Below are 25610 nucleotides of genomic sequence, written 5' to 3'. Positions count from 1 at the left end.
CCTCCAAGATGAGATTTCCCAGTATGTAAGATCCCTGGAAGACGACCAGGTTGATAGGCTCGAGGTGGAAGCGCAGCAATGCGTGCAGCTGACGAGTACTAATCGATCGAGGGCTTATCCTAAGCGTTTTGGCGAATGGCCAAAATCGCAACTTCGGAAGCATATATTACTTAAGCTAAAATGGTTTGCTACCATATTCATATCCAGTTTTCACGGTGTGATCTTCTACAAGACACCACAAAAGCCGGACATCCTATTGGGATGTCCGGCTTCTGTTATGAAACAATGGATTCTGCAGTCGATCTCGTATTCAGCAGCCGGATATATACCGGCTGCTTTGTTGTTGAAGAGAATACAATGTCTCCAAACCATGTTGGTACAACCTGTTTATGACTTGTAACTTAAGGCATTGATTGCCTTTATCCAATTTTCTTTGGTCCCGGTGTCCCATCGCTTTCCTTCATAGGCAACCCCGTATGCATTTCCCCGCGAGATCAAACGATTAATCGCTTCCGTCAGATAGATTTCTGCGCCTTCATCCGATCTCAACTGTTCAATCTCGTCGAATAGCTCGTGCGTCGCAATAAACCGCCCAGTGGACGTATAGTTGGAAGGATAATCATCTTGTGGTTTCTCAATGATTTGATGAAGTTCAAACAAGTCAGGCTTGATCGACTTCACCGATAAGCTGTTATAGATTTGCAGTTCCGCCCGACTTACTTCCTCTACACCTGTAACGAGCCTCGCTCCCAGGCTATGATGGTGATCGATTAATTGCTTCATCACGGGAATCGTATAGTCAAAGATATCATCGGCGTAACAGATCCCGAACGGTTCCTTACGAAGCAGCTCTTTCGCCAAATAGAGGGCAGGAGCTGTACCGTTAATTTGATCCTGAACAACAAAACGGACCTTAGGGTTATCTTGGTAATACTCCTGTATGAGTTCCCTCTTGTGCCCTACGACCATGATGATGTCTTCGATCTGAGACTGTTCCAATTCTTCTACTACAAAATCAAGGATAGGTTTCGTGCCAATGGGCAGCATCGGTTTCGGTATCACTTTCGTAATCGGATGAAGTCGTTTTCCCAAACCGGCTGCCAATATTACAGCTTGTTTAACCATAATGTTCTCCCATCATCCTTAGTATGTAACGTTCACGCTATCGATTGTTCATCCGAAACTCCGACGGTGTCATACCGGTCTCTTCCTTAAAGCTTCTATGAAAATAATGCGAGCTTCCATAGCCAAGCTTGCTCGCTATTCCATCAATCGATTCCCCTGCAAGCAATAGCCGCTTCGCATGGCGAATCCGCTGCTCCAGCATGTACGATTTCGGCGTTGCCCCCATCGCTTTCTTGAACAACTCCGTAAAATAAGCGGTTTGATAGCCGCAAGCCTGAGCTAATTCCGCAACCGACCATACACGATCCAGATGCTGCTCTAGCAGTTGCAGTGCAGGCATGATCTTCCGTTTACTCTCCGGCTCACGCTCTTCTCGTAGATAATAGAGAAGGGCCGCAAGCAGTAGACTCATCCTGCCGCGGAGGACAATTTCGTAACCAAACGACTGCTGTTGGTATTCGCTTACTACCTGGCTGATCATATCCTCCAGATGTGGCGCTCTTATCTTAAAAGGGAGCGTAATGCTATCTCCGTCTTGCATGTTAATGGATAATGCAACAGGGTCTTGATTCATCTCATCCTCGCCGCAATATAGCATACGCGGCGAGGGGTGAATCGGTATGGCAGACTCGCTGTCCCATTGAAAATGAATGCTGTAATAGATGTAAGGGGAGTCTTTCGACTTATTGCACAGCATCATGGGGATGCCGCCCCCATATAGAGCTAGATCTCCTGAACGGAGCTCGAACGACTGATTGCCGACCCGAAGTTCGGCCGTTCCCGAAAGGATATAAATAAAATGATAATCAGGGATTATGCGAGGTCCCCAAGTATAATCAGGTGCTGCGATGGTTGTGTCCGCAAAATTAACGGTTGGACGCAGCTTATCAAACTCGCCTACGATTAGCGCACACAAGTTCATTCGCCTCCTTCTTGCCTCCTCATTATAATGAAAATCCGAGAAAACTGCACAGATAACCGTGAAACCTGCAAATACAGACCATAACGGGATTGATATAGTAGCGATATAAAGAAGTAAGAAGAAGAGGTGAATGACAATGAGCGCATTCGAGACGTTGAAACAGCAATTTATCGCACCTGCAGCTGAATTCAGCCCGATTCCATTCTGGTTCTGGAATGATGAGTTGACTCGGGATGAGCTGCTCCGACAGCTTCATGATTTTCATTCCAAAGGAGTCGACGGCTTCGTTATTCATCCACGTATGGGACTCTCACCCAAGATTCCCTATTTGTCAGACGCCTATATGGATCTGGTCGAAGCTGTTGTAGCCGAGGCGGCCAGCTTGGGGATGAGCGTTATTCTCTATGACGAGGGCATGTACCCATCGGGTTCCGCCTGTGGATTGGTTGTGAAACATAATCCCGATTATGCCAGCCGCGGGTTGCTGCTTCAGGAAATCCCATGTGGGGACGGTCAAGGTATTGTTCGGCTTCCTATCAAGCTGGCGCTTGAAGAAACGCTTGTCTCGGTGCAAGCGGTAAAGAAGCGTTCAGAAAGCGAAATCGAAGAGATTCACCCGATCACACTAGATCCTGAGCAAAATGTCATCTCATTCACGCCGCCAGATGAAGGGGAATGGTCGATTCTTATATTCATCGATACGCCTTCCGAGGGGACGATTCGTGGCGTTCATGAGGGTCAGGACGATGGCGAGCCCGATGCTCCTCTTGCTGCGGACTTGTTGAACCCAGACGCAGTACAAACCTTTATATCATTAACGCATGAGCGGTATTACGCCAGACTGAACCGCTACTTCGGAACGACGATATTCGCGATGTTCACCGATGAACCGGATTTGCTTGGACGCAGTCATAAGAAAGGGCTTAAGCCGTGGACACGTGACTTCATGAATGATCTGCATGCTCAAGGCATTCAGGAGAAAGACCTGACGGCGCTCTGGTTCGAAACGGGAGATAGAACAGAACGGATTCGGAGTATATACGAGAACGTCGTTAGGGATCGAATGACCCGTACCTATTATAAGCCGCTCTCCGATTGGTGCGAAGCACATGGAATCGGGCTGACAGGGCATCCTGCCGCAAGCGATGATATCGGCTTGCTTGAGCACTTCCATATTCCAGGTCAGGACGTCGTGTGGCGGTACATCGCTCCCGAGAATGACAAGGGCATAACAGGCGTTCATAGCACGATGGGCAAATGCTCCTCTGATGCTGCCCGTCATCGCGGCAGAAGAAGGAATCTGAACGAGAGCTTCGGCGTCTGCGGATCGGAAGGCGGATGGACGCTTACCGCTGACAATATGAAGTGGTACTTAGACTGGTTGTTTGTCCGAGGCGTCAACCTCATTAGCCCGCATGCCTTCTATTACTCGATCCGAGGAGAACGACGGGATGAACGTCCGCCGGATGTTGGGCCTAATAATATATGGTGGTCGGAATACAACCGAATCTCAAGCTATATCAAGCGGATGAGCTGGCTCATGACGGATTCCAAGAACGGAGCAGAGGTAGCCGTCCTAGCTGGCGCATCCTATCTGCCGTGGCGAATCGTAAGACCGCTGTACGAGCGGCAGATCGAATTCAACTACTTGGAAGAATCGCTTCTGAACAACATGTGCCGCTTCACGGATGGAACGATCGAAATTGCCGACTATCGATACAAGGCTATCGTGATCGAGGATGGCAACAGACTGGAACCGTCCAGCTGGCAGCAGTTAGAGCGGTTTGCCAAGCAGGGAGGCTATATCGTCGAGCTCTGCGAGGACGGGCATGCATTCACTCCGAATATCGGTCAGATGCGCATTGGGATAGTAGAAGAAATCTCGGAGCTGTTAGTGAGTCAACTGGGGAGCGAGGTTGCAATAGAGCCTGCATTGAGCACAATCCGAATCAGCCGCGTTACGAAAAATGATATTCACTTCTATGTTGTTGTGAATGAGGGAGAGACACCCTATGAAGGTGTCATAAGGACACGATATGGAGGTCTGACCGAGGTCTGGAACCCATGGACAGGCGTGAACGAGAGGGTCAATGGAGAACGGGCAGCGGACGGGCAATTCGCTGCCGTACGGGTCGAACGCAGGGAATGTCTGATCATTACAGTTGACCCGCAAGGGAGCTTTAATGGAAGCCTCGGCTCTGGATGGACGTCGACGATGGAGGTTCAAGCAATAACGGATCTATCGACAAGCTGGCATGTCATCGACGGACCATGGACCGGCGAACGCAGTGAACTTACCTCATGGACAGGATGGCCTGGCATGGAGCATTTCTCGGGAACGGTCACTTACGTCAAAGAGTTTGAGCTCGATGAATATGATGCTCTAGCAACAAAATATACACTTGATCTGGGCGAAGCGCATGAACTCGTCCGACTCGAAGTGAATGATCAAGAGATCGGTACGCAGATGTGGAAGCCTTATGTCTTCGAGCTAGAGAAGGTACTAAAACCTGGCGTGAACCAACTTCGCGTATCGGTGACGAATAGTCTTGCGAACAGCTATGATGGCAAGTCGCTGCCTTCCGGTCTAATAGGTCCGGTGCGGTTAATTGCACTTGGAGAACATAATTAGCAATAAAGAATAGAAAATAAATCTATGTTATAAAATCTGGCGATGGCATCAGCAGCCGGCCATCCGATTCGGATGGTCGGCTTTTGGTTTTGTCGAAATATAAGAGATGTCTGGGTTCAGCTGCCGAGGAATAAGGACTTTCGCCTCTAATTCACGTTAGTACGTGGTAATAATCATCTTAAGTGATTATACTAGGGCTCAATCCAGTATGGTACGTTAGAGCATATGTTGACGATTGGGGGAGACCAGTAGTGAGTACAACCTGGAAACCGTTTGTTTCGATTTACGATTCAGGCTTCAAGAAAGTACTCATTGTCGCTTCGCTTCTAGCTACAATTCCAGTGTTAATCATGGGAACGGCCGCTTATTTGACTGCAAGCGGTAAGATCATCGAAGAAATCGGGGAGGCCAATCGGCAGACGCTGCAGCAAATTCAACAGCGAATCGATGAGAAGCTCATTACGCTTGAGAATATGACGCTTCAGAACGCAGTAAATCCAACGTTGTCACGTTTCTTATCGGCGTCTGACCCACAGCAGGACACCGAGAATTTTGGCATGACATTAACCATTCTTAACGCCATGCAAGTTATTATCGAGGACGTAGACGCTGTTTATCTATATCGTCCCGACAAGAAGCTGGTCGTATCGCCGAATAGCGGCATGGTAGATGAAACGGTACTGCCGGATTATGTACGGCAAGCGGTCAGCACCCATCCAACCAAAGTGTGGCTGGATCACAAGCTCGAGTCGGTGCTTATCCGAGATGATTTTCACCAGATTACATTGGTCCGGCGCATCAATACATCCAATGAGACACCGCCTGGTTATTTAATTGTGAACTTAAATGATACCGCTTTCTTTCGTGTGTTCAGCGATATGCAGCTGGGTGCGCGCGAGCTGCTGATCGTAACGCCAAGCGGAAATGTGTTCTCCGATCGGAGGAGCAGCCTGCTGTCAGATGAGGAAAGCGAAGCGTTCCTGCGCAAGGTGGCGGATTCAGATGCAGAGAAGCAGCTTAGGATCGAGAATGCTGGAGGAGATAGCCTAGCGGTTAATGCTTTAAAGTCTAACTATAACGGATGGAACTATGTAACCGTCATTTCCTATAGCGAGCTAACCCGTCATTTGCAGAAAATAAAGCAGACGACATTTATACTTTGCCTCGCTCTTATTCTAACCAGCATCATTGCCACAGGCGTTCTATCCAAGCGCTGGTATCGGGCGATCCACTCGCTTGTTGATTTGATTCGACATCGAGGCGGGGTGGCTGAAGGTCGGACGCATAAGAACGAGTTCGTGTACATCCGCAATTATTTTGAATCGCTGCACCAGAATAATCAGCAGTTGGAGAAGCAGATCGAAGATTCGATGCCATTATTGCGGGCCAATTTTATCCAAAAGCTGCTGACAGAGCCTTATCATCCGGATATGCGGGAACGTGCGGAGTATTACAACCTGCCTATTAATCGTCCTAAGTTTACGGTCATGTGCATTGATCTAGACAATATGAGAGGGCAGACCGAGCGGGATGTTAATCTGTTTCAATATGCCGTGATCAACATTACGAAGGAAATTATCGGGGGTCAGGCAAAGGGGCTCGTCATCCGAATGCATAACGGCCACATTGCTGCACTCATTAATCATGGCGAAGATGAGCGGTCGACTCTTGATCCGAAGTTATCGGCGAACTTATTCCAGATTGCAGAAGATATACGGAAGGTTGCCGAGAGCCTTCTCCATATTACCGTTACGATTGGCATCGGCCGCAGCTATGAAGGGCTTGACCGGATTCGAGTATCCTGCCTCGAGGCGCTTGAAGCGCTGGAGTATCAACTCATTGAAGGCAGCGGCTGCGTGCTGTTCATCGAGCAGCTTAAGCCTGACGCCGCATCGTTCTCGTATCCTTACGAGATCGAACAGCAGATCGTGACGAATCTGAAGCTGGCCAATATGGTGAATATTGAGGCCTTGCTTGACGATTTTGCACAAGCAATCCGAACAGAAACCCTGCATCATGAGCATGTACGGCAGTCGTTCGCGCAGCTTATTGCAGTTTCCCTGCGAACCTTGTTCGAGCTTCATCCAAGCGGCGCTCAGCTGCATGACTATAACCTCTACTATCGTTTGAACGAACTTAACACCTCTGCGAAAATCGTGAACTGGCTTAAGACCGAGGTATATCCTCCGATTGTTGGACATCTTAGTTCGCGGATGGTTCAGCGTACGCACAGCACGATACAGAAGGTGCTCCAACATATTCATCAACATTACGATACCGACTTATCTCAGCCGCAGCTTGCCGCGTTGGTCTCCATGCCAGTGTCCCAATTCAGTCATTTGTTCAAAGGGGAGACAGGCATGACGTTCTCGGATTATATGATTGCGTTCCGCATGGAGAAGGCGAGGCAGCTGCTCGAGACGACAGATGTGAAGATCGTCGATATTGCGGAGATGCTTCGCTATAACAACTCGCAAAATTTCATTCGCGTATTTAAGAAAATGCATGGCCTCACACCTGGCGAATACCGGCTTCGCTGCACGAAAGGCCAGCTTACCGTGGTACAGCAATAATGCCTAATAATCATCTGATGTGATTATTTTCCAAAGTGACCTACAGGTGATACGTTTAGCACCGTCAGCAGCGAGAGCTTGCTGGAACGACTAAAGTATCTAAATAGGGGAGGATTATGCAAGATGAAGAACAAAGTATTGCCGATTGTGATGACCACCTTCTTAGCCGCAGGGTTGATCGCTGGATGTTCGAACAAAGACAACGGCAGCGAAACATCAAACAACGTAAGCAAGACGGAAACAAGCGGTAAGACAGATGTGACAGGAAACGAAGAAGCAGCATTGACGTCGATTCCGCTGCCGATTACCAAAGAGTCGATCACGATTGATTATTGGCGGGCGAATGATGCGAAACTGACGGCTTCCCTGGAGAACTTCGGCCAGCTGGCAGCTTACAAGAAGAAGGAAGAGTTGACCGGTATTAAGGTCAATTGGACGCATCCGCCACTCGGCCAGCAGGCTGACCAATTCAATCTTCTCGTTTCGACGAACGATATGCCGGATGTCATTTATTATAACTGGGCAACCGCCGTTGGCGGACCCGAGAAGATGCTGGCGGACGGACGAATCATCCGTCTGAACGAATACATTGATAAGTACGCGCCCAATCTGAAGAAACTCATTGATTCCGACTCGGACATCAAGAAGCAGATCTCGCTGGATGACGGGACGATCTATATGTTCCCTTATATCCGTTCCGAAGCTAGGAAGCTGAATGGAACGGCAGGACTTGTCCTGCGCAAGGATTGGCTGGATAAGCTCAACCTACCGGTACCGAAGACGATTGACGAATGGCATACTGTGCTGAAGGCATTCCGAGAGAAGGATCCGAACGGCAACGGGAAGAAGGACGAGCTGCCACTGACGGGCAAAGATGGCGCGGGCACACTGAACCGATTGAATGATTTTGCCCCGGCATTCGGTGTTCTCGGAGGCTTCCAGTTTAAAGACGGCGCTATCGTATACGGTCCTCTCCAACCCGAGTACAAGCAGTTCATCGAAACGATGACTAAGTGGTATGCGGAAGGGCTGGTTGATCCGGAGATTATAACCAACGATGGCAAGGCATTTGATTATAAAATAACGAACAATCTTGCCGGTGCTTATAGCGGCGGCGTGTTCAGCGGCATGGGCAAATATTATAACCTGATGAAGGAAGCGAATCCGGCGTTCAACTTAGCGGGCGCCGCTTGGCCGATTGGACCTGCAGGGAAGTCGTATGCAACCTTCAACCTGGGCGGTAAGGTGCTTACTTATGGAGAAGCGATTACCTCGTCGGCGAACAAGGACAAGATCAAATATATCGTGCAGTGGATGGACTTCAACTATAGCCCGCAGGGACATGATTTGTTCAACTTCGGCATCGAGGGGGAGAGCTATACGAAGGAAGGCGATACGATCAAATTCACGGATCAGATTATGCATAATCCCAAATTGACGTATGACCAAGCGCTTGCGGCTTATGCGCTTTCGATTATGGATGGCCCAATGGATCAAGACAGCCGCTATCTGGATGCGCTGCTTGCTTATCCGGAACAGAAGGAAGCGAACACCATCTGGATGGGGGCGGACGACTCGCTGACGCTGCCGGGTCTGCGATTCACGGAAGACGAGTCCAGACTGAACGCTTCCGTGATGACGCCGATTAGCACTTACGTGTCCGAGATGATTACGAAATTCATTACAGGCAAAACACCGATCACCGAATACGAGAAATTCACGAAGACCATTCAATCGATGGGGATCGATCAGATCGCGAAAATTTACGAGGATTCCTACAAACGTTATCAATCTCGATAAACCTAGAGAAAGCTGCGCACTCGTGCGCAGCTTTCTTCGTTGAATGGGCGGGCATAATCATCTGATTTGATTATTTTCCCATCCATTTATGTGATGTTAATCTGGGTCCAGCAAGAGGTGGAGTCCATTAGAAGGTAGTAGGAGGCTTAGACGGTGGAATTAATAAGACAAGAACGGTCAGCGGATAGAGGTGTGGTATCCAGGGGGAGAATCGCCTTCCTGAAGCGGGAGTTGGTCCGGAACAAGTATTTGTATCTCATGCTGGTGCCGGTGCTCGCGTACTATCTGATCTTTCATTACGGACCGATGTACGGATTGATGATGGCGTTCCAGAAAAGCTATAGTCCGGTGAAAGGGATCTTCGCCGGAACATGGGTAGGGCTCGATAATTTCACGACCTTCTTCAACAGCTATTATTTCTGGAGGCTGCTGCGCAATACGCTGGTGCTGAGCTTCTATAGCATTGTTCTCGGCTTCCCGGCGCCGATCATTCTAGCTTTACTGCTGCATGAGGTGCGGGGCAAAGCGTTCAAGCGGACGGTGCAGACGGTCAGCTATCTGCCGCATTTTATATCGGTCGTCGTCATCGTCGGCATGCTCAGCACGTTCTCGGCACTCGATGGGGGCTTGTTCAACGTCATCCGCTCGCTATTCGGATATGAACCGATGATGTTCTTCACGGAACAGAATATGTTCCGACCGATGTACATTTTATCGAATATATGGCAGGGGGCGGGTTGGTCCTCGATTATATTCTTGGCGGCGCTGGCCAACATCGATTCCCAGCTATATGAGGCAGCGAAGATCGACGGTGCGGGCAGATGGAAGCAGCTTCTGCACGTTACGCTTCCAGGTATTATGCCTACGATGATCATCATGCTCATTCTGCGTCTCGGCGCGGTGATGAATGCGGATTTCCAGAAGATATTGCTGATGCAGACCGCCTCGACCTATGAGGTATCGGATGTCATCTCAACGTTCGTCTACCGCTCTGGCGTACTAGAGGCGAACTATACGTATTCGACGGCGATCGGCTTATTAAACGGAGTTGTAAACTTTACGCTGCTGGTCATTGCAAACGCAATCAGCCGCAAAGCCAACTCATCGAGTTTGTGGTAGGAGTGAGAATATGAAGCAGTCATTCGGCGAACGTCTATTTGACGGAGTTAACTATATATTTCTGTCGCTCGTTATTATCGTTTCCGCTTACCCGATGCTCTATATCTTCAATTCATCGATCAGCGACCCTAATGAACTGCTGCAGAGCAGATCGTTTATGATCTGGCCCGAAGGTTTCCAGCTGGATGCTTATAAGCAGGTATTCCACAATCCCAGGATTTACTCCGGATACATGAACACCTTGTTCTATGTCATCTTCGGGACTGCGTTTAATCTGCTTATGACCGCGCTTGCTGCTTATGCATTGTCGAGAGGTGATCTATACGGTCGCCGATTCATGATGAAGTTGATCACCTTCACCATGTTCTTCGGCGGAGGCATGATCCCTACGTTCCTGCTCGTTCAGAATCTCGGGCTGGTCAACAACCGACTAGCCTTAATTTTGCCGGCAGCGATAAGCACGTTTTACTTCATTATTATGAAGACGAATTTCGAGAGCATTCCCGGCGAGATGATCGAATCGGCCAAGTTGGACGGCGCGAATGATTTCACTATTCTGTTCCGCATTGTATTGCCGGTGTCGAAGGCGATCTTGGCCGTCATGACGTTGTACTATGCAGTCGATCACTGGAACGATTATATGGGTCCCCTGTTGTATTTGCGCCATCAAGAGTTATACCCTATTCAAATTATTCTAAGAGACATCTTGCTAAGCAACAGTATGGAGGCGATGGGGCCAGGTGCGGATACGGGATATGCGATCGGCGAGAACATCAAATACGCGACCATCATTATCTCAACGATTCCGATTATGCTGGTGTATCCTTTTATCCAGAAGTATTTTGTCCAAGGTGCATTGATTGGGGCCGTGAAGCAGTAGCATTAGTTGGTTAGTAAGTGGGAAGAAACACAACAACCAGTGTCGGGGGTGTTCGACGACTGGTTGTTTTTGTATGGGCAGGATGCTTTACACCTATCATTTATTTCAACACCTATCAGAAATGATCATATCGGACTTATCCATATAATCATCTCAGGTGATTATGTTGGAGCAGAAGCGGGGCGTGATAGTCTGGACTAGGATCAAGCGACAGAGAGCTCCGCTGCTATCATCAAGTCGAGGGTTCATGCCTTGGACGGATAACGTCTAGCGATGAACGGCGGAAGATGCGACTCTGGGGAAGGAGGGCATTGCGCAAAACTTCACAGACAGGACTACTCAGGTAAGTTTGAACGAAATAGCGATCATGAGATGAGGGAACTTAACATCAGGATTAGCGTAAAGAGGGTCAGGATTGGACGATTAACTTACATGTTCAGGAAGTAACGACCTCTTAAAGGGAGTGAGTGTATTGGGTACAAAAGCGGTATCCCGAAGCAAATCGATTGTGGCATTTGTGATGTCATTTATGCTGGTCGTTTCACTACTCGTCGTTCCAACGCCAGGGCGAGCGGAGGCATCTGACGATGCGCCTCTGCGTCAGGCAGAATATCTTAACCGCGGCTTAGTTGCGATTCTGGTTGATAAAGGCGTATTTCTAAGCTGGCGATACTTAAATACGGATCCAAATGAAATCGCTTTCAATGTATATAAGAACGGCTATAAAGTGAACGCGCAGCCAATCAGCGATGTGACCAACTATGTGGATACGTCAGGTGCCGATAGCTCAGAGTACCAGATTTCCACGATTATCGCTGGCAAAGAAGAGATGCAGCCGGAGGCTGTCTCGGTGTGGCATAACAATTATTTGCCTATCCCGCTGGATAAACCGGCAGACGGCAGAACGAAGGACGGCGGCAGCTATACTTACAACGCCAATGATGCTTCCGTAGCCGATCTGGATGGTGACGGCGAGTATGAAATTATTGTCAAATGGGATCCGAGCAATAGTAAGGATAACTCGTTTGCAGGCTATACCGGCAACGTCTATCTCGATGCCATGAAACTGGACGGCAGCAAGCTGTGGCGGATCGATCTAGGCAAGAACATCCGGGCTGGCGCGCATTACAATCCATTCATGGTGTACGACCTGGACGGCAACGGTAAGGCGGAACTCGTAGTGAAGACCGCCGATGGAACGGTGGATGGCAAAGGCACGGTCATCGGCGATGGCACCAAGGACTATCGCAACGATGGCGGCTATATTCTGTCTGGGCCGGAGTTTCTGACGTTGTTCGATGGTGTAACAGGGGCAGCCGTATCCACGGTTGATTACGATCCTCCAAGAGGCAATGTAGGCGATTGGGGCGATACGTACGGCAACCGCGTGGACCGCTTCTTGGCGGCCGTTGCTTATCTGGACGGCGTCAAACCAAGCGTTATTATGGCTCGCGGCTACTATACTCGAACGGTACTGGCTGCTTACGACTATGTTGGAGGTCAACTGGTGAAACGCTGGACGTTCGATTCCAATGTGGCTGGCAAACAATATGAGGGACAAGGGAATCACGGATTAAGCGTTCTGGATGTCGATGGGGATGGCAAGGACGAGATCATGTACGGCGCGCTTGCGATTGACGATGATGGAAGCGTATTGTACAGCACGAGGCTTGGCCATGGCGACGCGATGCATGCAGGCAAGCTGGATCCGTCCCGTGACGGATATCAGGTTGTTGGCGTGCATGAGCATACCAATGCTGAATACGGTCTGGAGATGCACAATGCTGCAACCGGCGAAATCCTGTGGGGAGAGTACACCGGCATCGATACGGGGCGCGGCATGTCGGCGGACATTGACCCGAATTATCCAGGCTACGAATCATGGGCAACGACGATCGTCGATGGCATGATGGTGCCCGTAACGAGTACGCATGCGGCCAATGGCGAAGTTATCTATGGCGTGGATGAGACGCCTAAGAGCGCCGACTTCTCGATTCAATGGGATGGCGATCTTCAGAGCGAGCTGTTCGACCATATCTGGGATAACAGCACAGGCAAAGGGATCCCGGTTATCTATGATTGGGATTACACGAATAAGAAGTTGAACGAGATCTTCCGTGCACCAGGCACATTGACCAACAACTCGACTAAGGGCACGCCTTCGCTCCAAGCGGACATTCTTGGCGACTGGCGGGAAGAGCTTCTGCTGCGCAGTGAAGACAGCACGGAATTCAGATTGTACAGCACAACGATGCCTACTTCGTATCGGATTACAACCTTGATGCAGGACCCTGTATACCGCTTAGGCGTAGCTTGGCAGAATGCAGGCTACAATCAGCCTCCGCATACGGGATTCTATATCGGGTCGGAAGCGACCGAATTCCCGAAAGCCGATGTAAGAATCGTCGGTGGACCGCAGGCGCTCGATTCGATCTATCATTTTGACTTCGGTACGGCGTCCGAGGCTAATACAACATCTGTGCAGGATACCCTGTACACAGCTGATCACGGCTATGGCTTCGAATCAACAAGCGGCATTACAGTAGGGACCAATCAAGTTACCCTGCCGGAAAATGCGAAGTTCGCGGTCGATCTGCCGAATGCGAACTATAAGGTAACGCTTAAGCTTGGTGACGATACACAGGATTCGAACGTTGGCGTGAAGTCCGAATACGTTCAGAAGTTGGCTGTGACCAATGTGAAGCAAGGCGAGCCGCTCACCTATTCTTATGACATTGCGCTGGTAGACGGTCAGTTGGAATTCAACTTCACAGGCAGTGCGATTCATGTGCAGGAAATCATCATTGAGAAGTATCCGGCACAAACAGCAGGCGCTGCAACGACGATCTATATGGCTGGCGATTCGACCATGCAGTCTTACAGTGCTCCACAAGCACCGCAAGAAGGCTGGGGACAAGAGTTCGGCCGTTATTTCTCGAATGGCGTAGTTGTGGATAATCACTCGATCGGCGGCAGAAGCAGTAAGTCGTTCCTCGTAGACGGTCGTCTCGATACGATTCTGCGTCAGATCAGGCCTGGGGATTTCTTCTTCATCTCCTTCGGTCATAACGATGCAAGCGTCGGAATTCCAGACCGTTATGCATCCCCGGCTGATTACAAAATGTATCTGACGCGGTATGTAAACGGTGCCCGTCAGCGCGGCGCAACGCCAGTGCTGCTCACGCCGGTAGGGCGCAGAGACTTCAATACGGTTACCCAAGAGTTTAACGTGAGCTTCCCGGAATACGTCCAAGCAGCCAAAGAGGTGGCGCAAGAGCTTGGCGTGCAGCTGATTGATCTAAGCCAGTTAAGCATTGCGAAGTACAATCAGGTGGGCTTGGCTGCTACAGAGAAAATATTCCTGTATGCGAATCCTGGCGAATATCCGAAATATCCAAGCGGGGTAGGCGATAATACGCATTTCAGCACTTATGGCGCGAAAGTCATCGCGGGATTGGTGGCTGGTGCTGTGAAGGGCATGGGTCTTAGCATCTCGCCGTTCGTTATAGACCCGGACATTGCCGAACCAGAACCAGAGCCGGAAACGCAAAGCTACTTCGAAGACTTCGAGGGCGATCCGAATGCCGTCCAATATGCGATGGTTAACTCTACGGGTATAGCAGGGACGTTAGGAGCCTCTGTGGTGGAGCAAAATGGCAGCAAGGTGCTGTCCGTTACCGGCGGCGGATCCGGTAACCGCGCCAAGACGTTCCGTTTGTTCGATGCGGTGAACGGAGACATCGTGCATGTGAACTTCGATTGGCATTCAGGAAATGTAACGGCGAGTCCTTCTGAGGGGCATCTGTCGCTGCAAGATGCTAACGAGAATTTGATTCTGACGTTATACACGAATACGAGCACCAACAAGTCCATTGGTTATTATGCAGGCCAATATGCGCCTGACTACGGTACTGGCACCACAACGATACCGGAAGGCGGCAAATTAACGACGATCGAGAGAAATCAGTGGGTCAATGTGGATGCCACCATTAACTTCGCCGATAAGCTGATCGATCTGACATTGACGAGCCTGGCGAACCCGAGCCTTAAGCAGACGATCAAGGATATTCCGATGAGTGCGGGAACGAAATATGCGGATAACGTAAGAGCGATTCGTTTCCTTGGCACGAGAAAAGGCGGCGGCGGTACGCTGAGCTGGACGACCATGATCGATAATGTACGAATCGAAGGCAAAGAGCTTCCGCCGGCGGCCGCTGATCAAGCCGCATTGATTGCGCTGCATGCAGAGATCAAAGCGATGGATCTGTCGGGCTACACAGAACAGTCTGTTGCCGTATTGAACAAAGCTGTGGCAGCTGCTGAAGCGATTATCGGAACGCCAGCAACGCAAGCTCAGGTGGATCATGCCCTGAATATGCTTACGGTCGCTAGGGATTCCTTAACCCGTGAGCCTACAGGCGATATTAGCAAATATCAATTCGACTTTGGCTCCGGCAGTGCAGCCCAAGGCTATCTGAAGGTCGATAGCAACCATGCGTACGTGGAGGGTAACGGATATGGCTTCGCGGATACGAATCTTGTCGTAGACGAGAACCGTAACACGGGCGATGCGCTTACGGAAGACTTCACCCGCGTCAACGGTACGTCCTTCCTGGTTGAGATGAAACCAGCGAATTACCGCGTTACGATGACGATCGGCGATTCGCAGGAATCGACGAATGGCGGCGTGACGATGGAGCAAATGCCGAAGCTGCCGGTTACAACGGTAGCCAAAGGCGAATTCAAGCAATTCACGTATGACGTCGCGCTGATCGACGGTGTATTCAACTTCGACTTCGCAGGCAACACGCCGAAGATCAATGCAATGACGATTGAACGTCTGCCGGATAACGGCAAAGGCGACAAACCGGTTATTTATTTGGCGAGCGATTCCACGGTTGCCAATTATGCAGAAAGCTATCGTCCGCAAGCGGGATGGGGCGAGACGCTGGGCAATTATTTTGACCTGAATCAGATCAGTATCGATAACCGTGCGGTAGGCGGATTGAGCAGCAAAACCTTCATGGTGGGCGGTTACCTCAATGATCTCCTGCTGGACATTCATGAAGGCGACTATCTGTTCATGCAATGGTCTCATAACGATTCCACGCCGGTTCGTCCAGAGCGTTATCTGACACCGGAGCAATTCAAGGTATATCTCAAGGATTACATCAATGGTGCGGTTCAGAGGGGTGCAACGCCAGTGCTCGTTACGCCGGTGAACAGACGTGACTTCACGGGTGAGACATTGAATAAGAGCTTCCCGGAATACGTGCAGGCGATGAAAGAAACCGCACAAGAAACAGGAACGTTGTTAGTGGACCTGAACCAGGCGAGTTGGGAGTACTTCCAAGAGCTTGGTACAGAAGGCACCAAGGATATTTTCTTGTGGGTCAACACAACGGAAGACAACACGCACTTACAGATGAACGGCGCGATCAAAGTATCCGAGATGGTAGCAAGGTTGGTTAAGGGATTAAACATTCCGTTATCTGCACTTGTTACAGTGGACGGAGTAGACGAACAATTCCATGCCTCTCTATCCGGCAGCCCAGATACGGTAGTAGGCGGTTCCGAGTTCTCGATGGATTACAAGATTCATAACGTCCCTGAGGATATCTACGCACAGGACATTATCGTGAGCTATGATGCGGACAAACTCGAGTTCCTCGGAGCGCAATCCCTGGTAGAAGGCTTCCAGCTGGTAGATGTGGGCACAGACACGCCAGGCAGCGTTCATATTATTGCAGCATCTGCAGGGGAAGGCAATGCCATCAATAAGGATACGACGCTCTTCAAGCTGAACTGGAAGGCCAAGGCACTGGGAGAGACGGCATCGACGGCGATCTCGATTACGAACACGGCAGCTACGGGCACAGGTGCGGAATTGTCAGTTGGTGCAGCTACCGCAGCGGTTCAGATCTGGGTTGAAGCGGACAAAACAGCGCTCGCGTCGCTGCTCGCCAGCGCGCAAGCGCAATACGATTCGGCGCAAGTCGGCGTTAAGCCTGGTCAGTACTCGCAGCAAGTGAAGGATGCATTCGGTACCGCGATTGCGACAGCTTCGGCGGTGGCAGCAAACCAATCGGCTACGCCGGCGCAAGTTGCACAGGCTGTTGAGCAATTGACAGCAGCGATGAATGCCTTTGCAGCTTCGGTCATTGTTGCACAACCTGGCGATGCGAATGGAGACGGCGCATTTACGATCGGCGACCTCGGCATCGTTGCCGCAGCATATGGCAAGTCGTCCGAAGATCCGCAGTGGAACGCTGTTTACAAGCATTATGACTTTAATGGCGACAACGTCATTGGACTGGAAGATCTGGTTGTTGTGGCGCAAGGCATTTTGTCGAAGAAATAGGGTTCGCGAAGGGAATGTAGCAGGTTGAGATTCTAGTAAGGCGGTAAGTGTAATCTGTAGTGTTTAGGAGGGGGCTATTAAGCCTCCTCCTTCTCAAATCGGACAAGAGGAAGGGGGGTCCAGCTGCATGTTCAGCATCCATAATAGATACGGCAAAGCAGGTTTGATCGGAATCGTACTTCTACTCCTATTGACGTTGATGAATCCATTATCCGCGTTGGCAGCACAAACTTCTTTCACGCTGGAAGCGAGCTCGCAGACATCTGCTGAAGGGCAGGAGGTGAGCGTGAAAGTTATTGGCACGAATCTAACGGATGTATACGGTTATGAATTACAACTGTCATTTGATAATAAGCTGCTGAGCTATGTGAAGACTGTAAGTGCAATATCCGGCTTCTCCATTCCACCGAAGGATACGACGGACGGCAAACTCATGTTTGCCCATACCAATATTGGCACAACGGCCGGTCTAAGCGGAACGGTAGAACTGGCAACCATTACGTTTATCGCTTCTGGCAAATCGACTGGCGATGCGAGCATCACGCTGGACAACGTCAAGCTCGTTACAAGCGATCTGAAGACGGAGACAGCAGCGCCTAAAGTGTCTGCCAGCATTGCGATTACCCCTATTAAAGAAGTAAAACCAATCAATTTCTCCGATCTGAATGGGCATTGGGCAAAAGCTGCAATCGAGCGCGCCGCAGCGCTCGGCATTACGAGTGGATATCCGGACGGAACGTTCCGTCCTAGCAATAAGGTAACGCGCGCCGAATTTACGACGATGATCACTCGTGCATTTACATTGAAGTCGGCAACAGGCATAACGCCTGAATTCGCTGACGCGGCGAAGCTGCCGCAATGGGCGAAGACGGCGATAGCTGAAGCAGCCGCAGCAGGTATTGTTACCGGCTATGCGGATGGAACCTTCCGCCCGAACCAACTCATTACGAGGACGGAGATGACGGCTATTCTCGTACGCGTGCTCGATCTGCAATTGAATGCGCAAGCGAAGCCAACCTTTGCAGATACGAACCAGATTGCGGTATGGGCGCAGCCTTCGATAGTGGCCGCTGTGAATGCGGGCATTATTAAAGGTACCGGCGGCAACAATTTCTCACCGAAGAGCAACGCGAGTCGGGCAGAGTCCGTAACGATTATTATGGCTGCGTTGGACTATCAGGCGGGCGAGAAAGGCTAGTCTGTTTTATTGTAGAAAAATCGAAAATGGGTAGAATCTGGGAGGTGCTTCTTGACCTCCCTTTTTCTTACTAATCAACCCGCATGGACAATTCTGATAAGGTTGAAAATCCTAAAGAACAGGTTGAATATGCTGATATTTATCCTTGGGTGTATCCTTTATAATTTCGATAAAGCGCTTTCAAAGTTAAACGTTTAGCTGGCTATCCTGAAGGGAGGTGAGGCGAACTAGAAAGAAATACTAGCGTTTAGACGGCAGAACTGTTGAGACGCTTGTAGATCGGATTAATTACGAAATTGTAAACAGGAGGCTAAGATGAAAACGACTACCACAAAGTTGACGTCACTGGCTACTGCATTTGTAATGGTTCTTCAAGTGCTGCCCTTCGGGATTAATGCGGTGCCTTCGGCAGCCGCAGAAGCGAATAGTATCTCCAACGCTAGTCTTTCTGCCAAGATCGGTGATTTAGGGCAGATTGAAGAACTATATATTCAGAATAACCCGACGAACAAAGGCGGCAAGCCGATCAATTTTGTTTTGCCTAACAATACATCGCCACAGAACGACGTTCAGCACCAATGGATGGGCGAAATGCTGTTCTCTTATCGCACCGGTGACAGCGCTCAATTCCCTAACGACAGAACTGGATTCGTAGAAGTGGATACGAACAAAACATTGGCCGCTGGTGGATCAACCAAGTACACGACCATTAATGCGACCAACCCCTACTTCTCGAAGACAGCTTCATCAGACGGCAAGAAAGTGGAAGTCAACTTCATTGGACAGAATTTGGACTCCACAACGGCTCGAGCAATGAAAGGCTTTGACGTGAAGTCTGTATTCAATACGGATACCGCAGACGGTTCGATGCTGTGGGAAATCACGGTCAAGAACAAAAGCAGCAAATATATGGAGTTCGGCGATATCGGCTTGCCGATGCCTTGGAATAACAAGTATGCCAATCAATCCGATACCTACGACAACCGGGTGACGGTGCATAATTTCGCCGGTGCCGACAGCGGTTATTCCTATGCGATCCGCACGAGCGGCGAAGGAAATTTCATGATGTTCGCCCCAGTGCCCGAAAGCGGCGCACGCATTGAATATGTGGATTACTGGTTGGGCGACACAGGCGAACTGCGCAACGGAAGTCTGTACTCCAACTGGGTTGGCGACAGCGGCGGCTGGTTCCCAGGGCTGAATGTGCTCTATATCCATTCCAAGGACATTCAGAAAACCGGACGTGGATATTTTACCGATGCGACCAGCTTGGTTCTGGCTCCTAATCAGGAGAAAACCTACAAGTTCAAGTTCTCGGCTGTACGTGCAGGCGACAACTCTCCGCAAGTCAACGCTCAAAGTCCCAATAATGCTTCTACATCGATGGAAGACCGTGAGGCTAACCTTCGCTCCACCCTGTACAAATCAGGCATGATCGATGCCGTTGCGCTGCCTGGCTTCCAAGCTGCGATCAATATGCCCGTCTTGCTGGATCTGCATTACGACGACAGCCTTATAGACGTTCAGTCGATAGATATTCAGTCTGTTAACGAAAATGATCCATTCGATGCCGCACATATTCCGACGATCAAGTCTGGCTCGACGAGGGCTCAGATGGTCAACAATTCCCGTGCCGGCCGCGGACTTCCCGACGGAAATCCGGGATATTCAGAATCCGTACAATTCGTGGAAACCAAGGTTGTTAACGGTGAACAGCATCATATCTATTCGCTCAAGTTCGGCAATATCGGCAATAACAGCGTTCGCGTGGACTATAAGCTGAAAGCCGATCCTGAACAAGCGAATAAGTTTACGCAGTTCGAATTCAATATTCTTGCCGAGCTCGATCAAACATCGCAAGCTCACTCTGAATTTATGGTAGACAAAACACAGGATAAGGACCCGAACAGCGCTACCTACGGCATCTACCGTGACTGGTATTTGACAACCGGAATGGACATGACGACGAGCCATTGGGGAGATGACTGGAGCCACGATAATATTAACTTCATGACGATGAAGAATTATCTTGATCCAGATCCGAATGAAATTCGATCCATTGAGAACTACCTGATCGACTTCATGTGGGAAACGTATATGAAAGATACGCAGAAGACCTTTACGGTCGCGAACTACCTCAAAGATTCAGGCGTTTACACGAATTCATCAGCCCCTTATGTACGGACATTCTCCGAACAGATGGAATCGACCGGCTATTTCAACATGTATCGGATCCAGAAGGCTTATCCTAATCTGTTGAAGTATCGCGAGACGCCGCAATACTATCTGGAGAAGGCCTACGGCATTTACTATAACCGCGTCTCCAGCGGAGCTGTCGGATTCTATGGCGAACAGCAGATACCCGATATGATCGAGGCGCTGAAAGAAGAGGGAATGCTGACGGAGTATGAGAATCTGAAGAAGAAGTTCGCCCAAACCAAAGGCCGGAACATAACCAACGCGTCTTATCCTTACGGGTCCGAATTCGAATATGACAATACGGGCGAAGAAGGGGCATATGCCGCAGCCAAAGCGCTGCGCACCTACTACCCTGAAGATGCGCGGGCGACCGCAGCTCTTACAAGCATGGGAATGGCTGACTTGAAGACTCGTGCTATGCGGGGCATTCAGCCTACCTGGTACTATTATTCCGTACCTGTATTCCGCGCCGGCGAAGGCTGGTGGAACTTTCAATATACCGCTTCCTTGGCAGGGTCTATCATGGATGACTGGCTCCGCTATGAGAATGACGGAAGAACGGCGGAACAGACGGCTACCGCACAACAACGCAACTATGCGGCCAAGATTTCGAACTTCAACGCGATCAATATGGGGCAAATCTCGTCACAGTCTGTAGGCGGCATCTCTTGGCGATATAATGCTCAGAAGGGCGGAACAGGTACCAAGAACGTCAACGACGGCGGCACTCGCGTTATGAACAATGGCTGGCAGGACTTCTCCGGCGAATCAGAGGAAGGACTTTATGGCTCGCTGTTGCGTATCAGTTCAGATATTGTTACCGACCCGGTGTTTGGACTGTTCGGATATGGCGCTCTGGTCACTGAAGAAGACGGCGCTTATCATATCACACCAAAGGACGGCTTCGGCAAGCGTATCAACTTACTCGATGAACAAATCTACCTCGTCTCGGAAAGCGACAAAATCGAGAATGCGGACATTCAAAAAGACGGCAATTCGTTTAAGCTGCAGCTCTCGAATCTTGCGAAGAGCGAACATTCTTCCAAGATTACATTCGATGGAGCAGGCTTGAAGAATGGCTATTATACGATTAAATTAGATGATCAAGATGCCGGACAGTTGTATGTTCAGAACAATAAAGGTACGGCGATGTTCCAGATGAACAGCGCGCCAACTGCTGAATTGACAATTGAGAAGGCAGTTACGGGTGCAAACGAAGCTCCTCAAGTTCGTGCAGAGATGGTGACGTCGAGCCCACAAGCGATGATTCCGTTTGAGATGAGCGGAAATGTGACCGATGACGGCGCACCGAATGGCACGTTGACCTACCAATGGGAGGTTGTAAGCACGCCGGCAGGCGGCCAGCTGAGCTTCACCAATCCGAAGTCAACCGTTACGCGGGCCAACGGTACTAAGGGAGGCTCTTATACGGTCAGACTTACCGCCAATGACGGGCAAGTGAGTGGTTCTAACGAGCTGACCTTCACATTGGTCGCTGCACCGGACAAACAGCCCCCGGTAATCGGCGAAGTGACAGCGGCCTTGGATGCTGCGAATAACAGTATTCTCAAATTAGCCGGTATGGCGACAGCGGATCCGGTGTACAGCGCGGTATATGAACCGGTATGGACGTACGGATGGACGGTGAAGCAGAAACCGGATGGCGCAGCGGATGTTACTTTTGTGAACGGGGACAAAACAAATGCATATGCCCGCATAAGCAAGGCAGGCATCTATGTGTTTACCTTTACAGCGACCGATGAAGGCAAGACGTCCAGCAAGGATGTAACGATTAATATCGCACGAGACACCGATGGCGCATACAAGGCATTCAGCGTTGTGACTCAACTGAACGCAGCTCCGGTACTACCGACACAGACGGATATCCTGACTAATGATGGATATAAACCAAGTCCAATTACGTGGAATGCTGTTGATCCAGCCAGCTATGCGAAGACAGGCGAATTCGTAGTCGAGGGCACAATCGTAGACAGCGAAGTGAAGGTACGCGTCACGGTATATGTCGTGAAATCGCAGCCTTCCAACAACGCGCTGACTGCACGGCCTTCTGCTAGTTACTCTGGTGGTGACGGATATCCTGAAGCGATGAATAACGGCTTCGATCCTAAGAGCTCATCGGATTTCTCACCGACCAAAGGTGCTTCCAACAGCGCATGGCACAACTGGGGCAGAGAAGGAGATCCATCATGGGTGATGTATCAATGGGATGAAGCATTCCTTGCCTCCTCGATGGATGTCTATGTGTTCCGAGACGGTTCGGGGAATTTCCAGCCTACGGATATGAAGCTTCAGCTTCGTGACGCGGATGGCAATTGGTACACGCCAAGAGCAGTAGCGGGACTTGGCAACGCGTTGAATAAATACAACACGACTACCTTTGAGCCCGCATACATTACAGGCGCTCGTATCGACATGAAGCCGATCACAGCGGGAACCGGCATTCTGGAATGGAAGGTCAATGGCTATACGGGAGCGACAGACAAGTCGCAGCTGGCACAGGTTCTTAACTTCGCCAACTCTCTTAAAGCTGCGAACTTCGTCGATCAAGGTCTTGCGCCGATTACTGATGCGAAGGCGGGCGCTTCCGCTGTGATGAGTAACAAGGAAGCGACAGAAGAGGATGTTGCCCAAGCCATTAACAAGCTGCTGACAGATCTGCGATTGCTGACTCCACGCGATAACAATATGGCATTCGCAGCGAGTCTCTCGGCCAGCTACACGTCATCGTGGGAGAGTCTTCCTGCGGTGAATGATGGATTGAAATCATTGACAAGCAACCCGCATTGGGGTTCGTGGGGCAATACAAGCTCGGAGGAATGGGTGCAATATGATTGGCCGCAGGGCGCAACCATCTCGAGCTCCAATCTGATGCAGTGGACGGATAATGGCGGTATATTAGCGCCTACTAAGTACACGTTCGCTTACATTCCGAAGAATAGCACGACGAATGCATGGGTAACGGCAGGGACGGTTACCACAGGCATCATAGCTCTTACGACTCCTGTCGGTTCATCCAATCTCTTCGCATTCGACCCGGCTCTGGAGGTCAAATCGCTGCGTGTTACGATGACGAAGAAAGCCCGGGATGGTAATGGCGTTGGCCTATGGGAGTGGGAAGTGTTTCAACCGGCAGCCAAGCAGAATCAGCCGGCACCAACAACGCCAGCAGGGGTTGCGCCGACCGTATTGGGCGGTAATGATGGTAAACTCGTTGGTGTTACAACGGCAATGGAGTATAGGAAAGCAGGCAAGGAAGCCTATACGGCCATTACAGGAACGGAGGTTACAGGCCTCAGCGCCGGTGCGTATGGGGTCCGGTATATGGCAACCAGTTCTCTGAATGCCAGCTCGGATAAGGAAGTCGTTATTCCGGAAGGGCAGATTCAGAATCCAATGGCCAGCATTAGCGGTCCTTCATCGTCCGTGTTCGTGGGTCAACCTATTAATCTTTCAGTTGGCGTAACGGGATTGGCGCATAATTTCAATATGCTGAGCGTGGAGTTGCAGTACGACCCAGCTATGCTTGCGTTCGCGACTTCACTAGATAATGGGGTTAACGTCTTAGATGCAGATTCAATTACGCCTTCGCGGGCTGGACTCCAAGTTCTTGAGACAGCGGTGAAACCGGAAACGGGTGAAATCCTTATTATTATGGGACTCACCGGAACATTCTTGACAGGTGACGGCGAATTATTCGTTCTTCACGGCAAAGCCAAGGCAGATGCAGCTGCTGGAACTACTAATGTCGCGATAACCAAACAGGAAATGGTTGGTGACGAAAGTCGGTATTCCTTACTCGACACCTCTCTGGCTGTGGCAGGCATACAAGTTGTACAGGTAGATAAGACGGCATTGATTGCTTCCATCGCAGCGGCTCAAGCCATTGCTGATGCGGCAGTTGAAGGAAATCAAGAAGGTCAATATCCGATTGGTTCCATCGCCATCTTACAAGCTGCAATTGATCGTGCATCGGCAGTGGCGCAAGACGGAGCAGCAACACAAGATGACGTTGTTCAAGCATCTGCTGCACTCGAAGAAGCAGTAACAGCCTTCAATAGTTCAGTTATCCATATCAATAAAGCAGAATTGAATACAGCAATAACGGATGCTGAGCAAGCATTGAGCGTTGCAGTGGAAGGATCAGCTCCGGGCCAATATCCAGCAGGCGCGAAGGCTGCACTTCAAGCTGCGATTGACGATGCAGCTATTGTTCGTGACAGCAGCACAGTAACGCAAGCTGATGTGGACGCAGCTGTGTCGGCATTAGCGACAGCCGTAAGCACATTCAAAGCGAGCGTAATTCCTACACCTACGGCTGATGTAAGAGCATTGAATCAAGCGATTGCAGCGGCTCAAGCTAAAGCTGCTAAGGCAACGGCGGGCAACAAAATCGGTCAATATCCAGAAGCTGCAATCACGAACCTGCAAGCGGCCATTACAGCAGCGATTAACGTGAAGAACAGCGGAGCTTCACAGTCGACGGTTGATGCAGCGGTCGTAACATTGAATAATGCTGTATCGGCATTCGCTTCAACGATTGTGACGCTTGTACCTGGAGCGACATCCATTACGATTCAAGATCTGTCGATCATCGCCAAGCACTACGGCGTTAAGAAAGATCAACCGGGTTGGGATATCGTAGAGAAAGCAGACCTGTTCGATAATCATGAGATTACGATTCTCGAATTGGCAGCCGTAGCACGTATGATTGTTGGAAATTGGTTAGAGCAATAAACAATCGTTGATAGTGGGATGAAGCGGGAAGGTGCTGCGGCGCCTT

The 25610-nt window shown here is 50.0% G+C and carries 10 protein-coding genes, 1 rRNA gene and 1 pseudogene; 10 read left to right on the top strand and 2 right to left on the bottom strand.

Going from position 1 to position 25610, the window contains the following annotated elements:
* Positions 1–122 (top strand): 23S ribosomal RNA (locus H8B09_RS23840); the annotation flags it as partial.
* Between the two features lie 265 nt (positions 123–387).
* On the opposite strand, the gene H8B09_RS23835 is transcribed toward H8B09_RS23840, so the two are convergent.
* Complete coding sequence (locus H8B09_RS23835; protein ID WP_191206072.1) at positions 388–1125, bottom strand: sugar phosphate nucleotidyltransferase; 738 nt, start codon at positions 1123–1125, stop codon at positions 388–390.
* Between the two features lie 37 nt (positions 1126–1162).
* The gene (locus H8B09_RS23830) at positions 1163–2041 is read right to left on the bottom strand and encodes an AraC family transcriptional regulator (RefSeq protein ID WP_191206071.1); all 879 of its coding nucleotides are present in this window, start codon (positions 2039–2041) and stop codon (positions 1163–1165) included.
* 142 nt (positions 2042–2183) lie between these two features.
* Between H8B09_RS23830 and H8B09_RS23825 the strand changes: the two genes are divergently transcribed.
* The 9 genes and pseudogenes from H8B09_RS23825 (at position 2184) to H8B09_RS23790 (ending at position 25564) form a co-directional block, all read left to right on the top strand.
* Positions 2184–4679: a glycosylhydrolase-like jelly roll fold domain-containing protein gene (locus H8B09_RS23825; RefSeq protein ID WP_191206070.1), complete on the top strand. Its 2496-nt coding sequence runs from the start codon at positions 2184–2186 to the stop codon at positions 4677–4679.
* 251 nt (positions 4680–4930) lie between these two features.
* Positions 4931–7252 carry a helix-turn-helix domain-containing protein gene (locus H8B09_RS31105; protein ID WP_318152728.1) on the top strand — a complete coding sequence of 774 codons (2322 nt, stop codon included), beginning with the start codon at positions 4931–4933 and terminating at the stop codon, positions 7250–7252.
* Between the two features lie 123 nt (positions 7253–7375).
* Positions 7376–9052 (top strand): type 2 periplasmic-binding domain-containing protein, encoded by a 1677-nt coding sequence (locus H8B09_RS23815; RefSeq protein WP_191206069.1) that lies wholly within the window; start codon positions 7376–7378, stop codon positions 9050–9052.
* Positions 9053–9214: 162 nt separating this feature from the next.
* A complete protein-coding gene (locus tag H8B09_RS23810) occupies positions 9215–10171 on the top strand; it encodes an ABC transporter permease (protein ID WP_318152732.1) in 957 nt (318 codons plus the stop codon).
* A 10-nt stretch (positions 10172–10181) separates the two neighbouring features.
* Complete coding sequence (locus tag H8B09_RS23805; protein WP_191206067.1) at positions 10182–11051, top strand: carbohydrate ABC transporter permease; 870 nt, start codon at positions 10182–10184, stop codon at positions 11049–11051.
* 520 nt (positions 11052–11571) lie between these two features.
* Positions 11572–13461, top strand: a pseudogene (locus tag H8B09_RS31460) (rhamnogalacturonan lyase); the annotation flags it as partial.
* Positions 13462–13902: 441 nt separating this feature from the next.
* The gene (locus tag H8B09_RS31455) at positions 13903–17412 is read left to right on the top strand and encodes a GDSL-type esterase/lipase family protein (RefSeq protein ID WP_502572617.1); all 3510 of its coding nucleotides are present in this window, start codon (positions 13903–13905) and stop codon (positions 17410–17412) included.
* A 127-nt stretch (positions 17413–17539) separates the two neighbouring features.
* Positions 17540–18610 (top strand): S-layer homology domain-containing protein, encoded by a 1071-nt coding sequence (locus H8B09_RS23795; RefSeq protein WP_224753920.1) that lies wholly within the window; start codon positions 17540–17542, stop codon positions 18608–18610.
* Positions 18611–18925: 315 nt separating this feature from the next.
* Positions 18926–25564 carry a DUF5695 domain-containing protein gene (locus tag H8B09_RS23790; RefSeq protein WP_191206065.1) on the top strand — a complete coding sequence of 2213 codons (6639 nt, stop codon included), beginning with the start codon at positions 18926–18928 and terminating at the stop codon, positions 25562–25564.
* The last annotated feature ends 46 nt before the right edge of the window (positions 25565–25610 follow it).

It is taken from the genome of Paenibacillus terricola (assembly GCF_014779765.1).
Taxonomy (GTDB): domain Bacteria; phylum Bacillota; class Bacilli; order Paenibacillales; family Paenibacillaceae; genus Paenibacillus_T; species Paenibacillus_T terricola.
The sequence above is the reverse complement of the archived record's forward strand: the minus strand, read 5'-3'. Positions and strand labels throughout refer to the sequence as shown.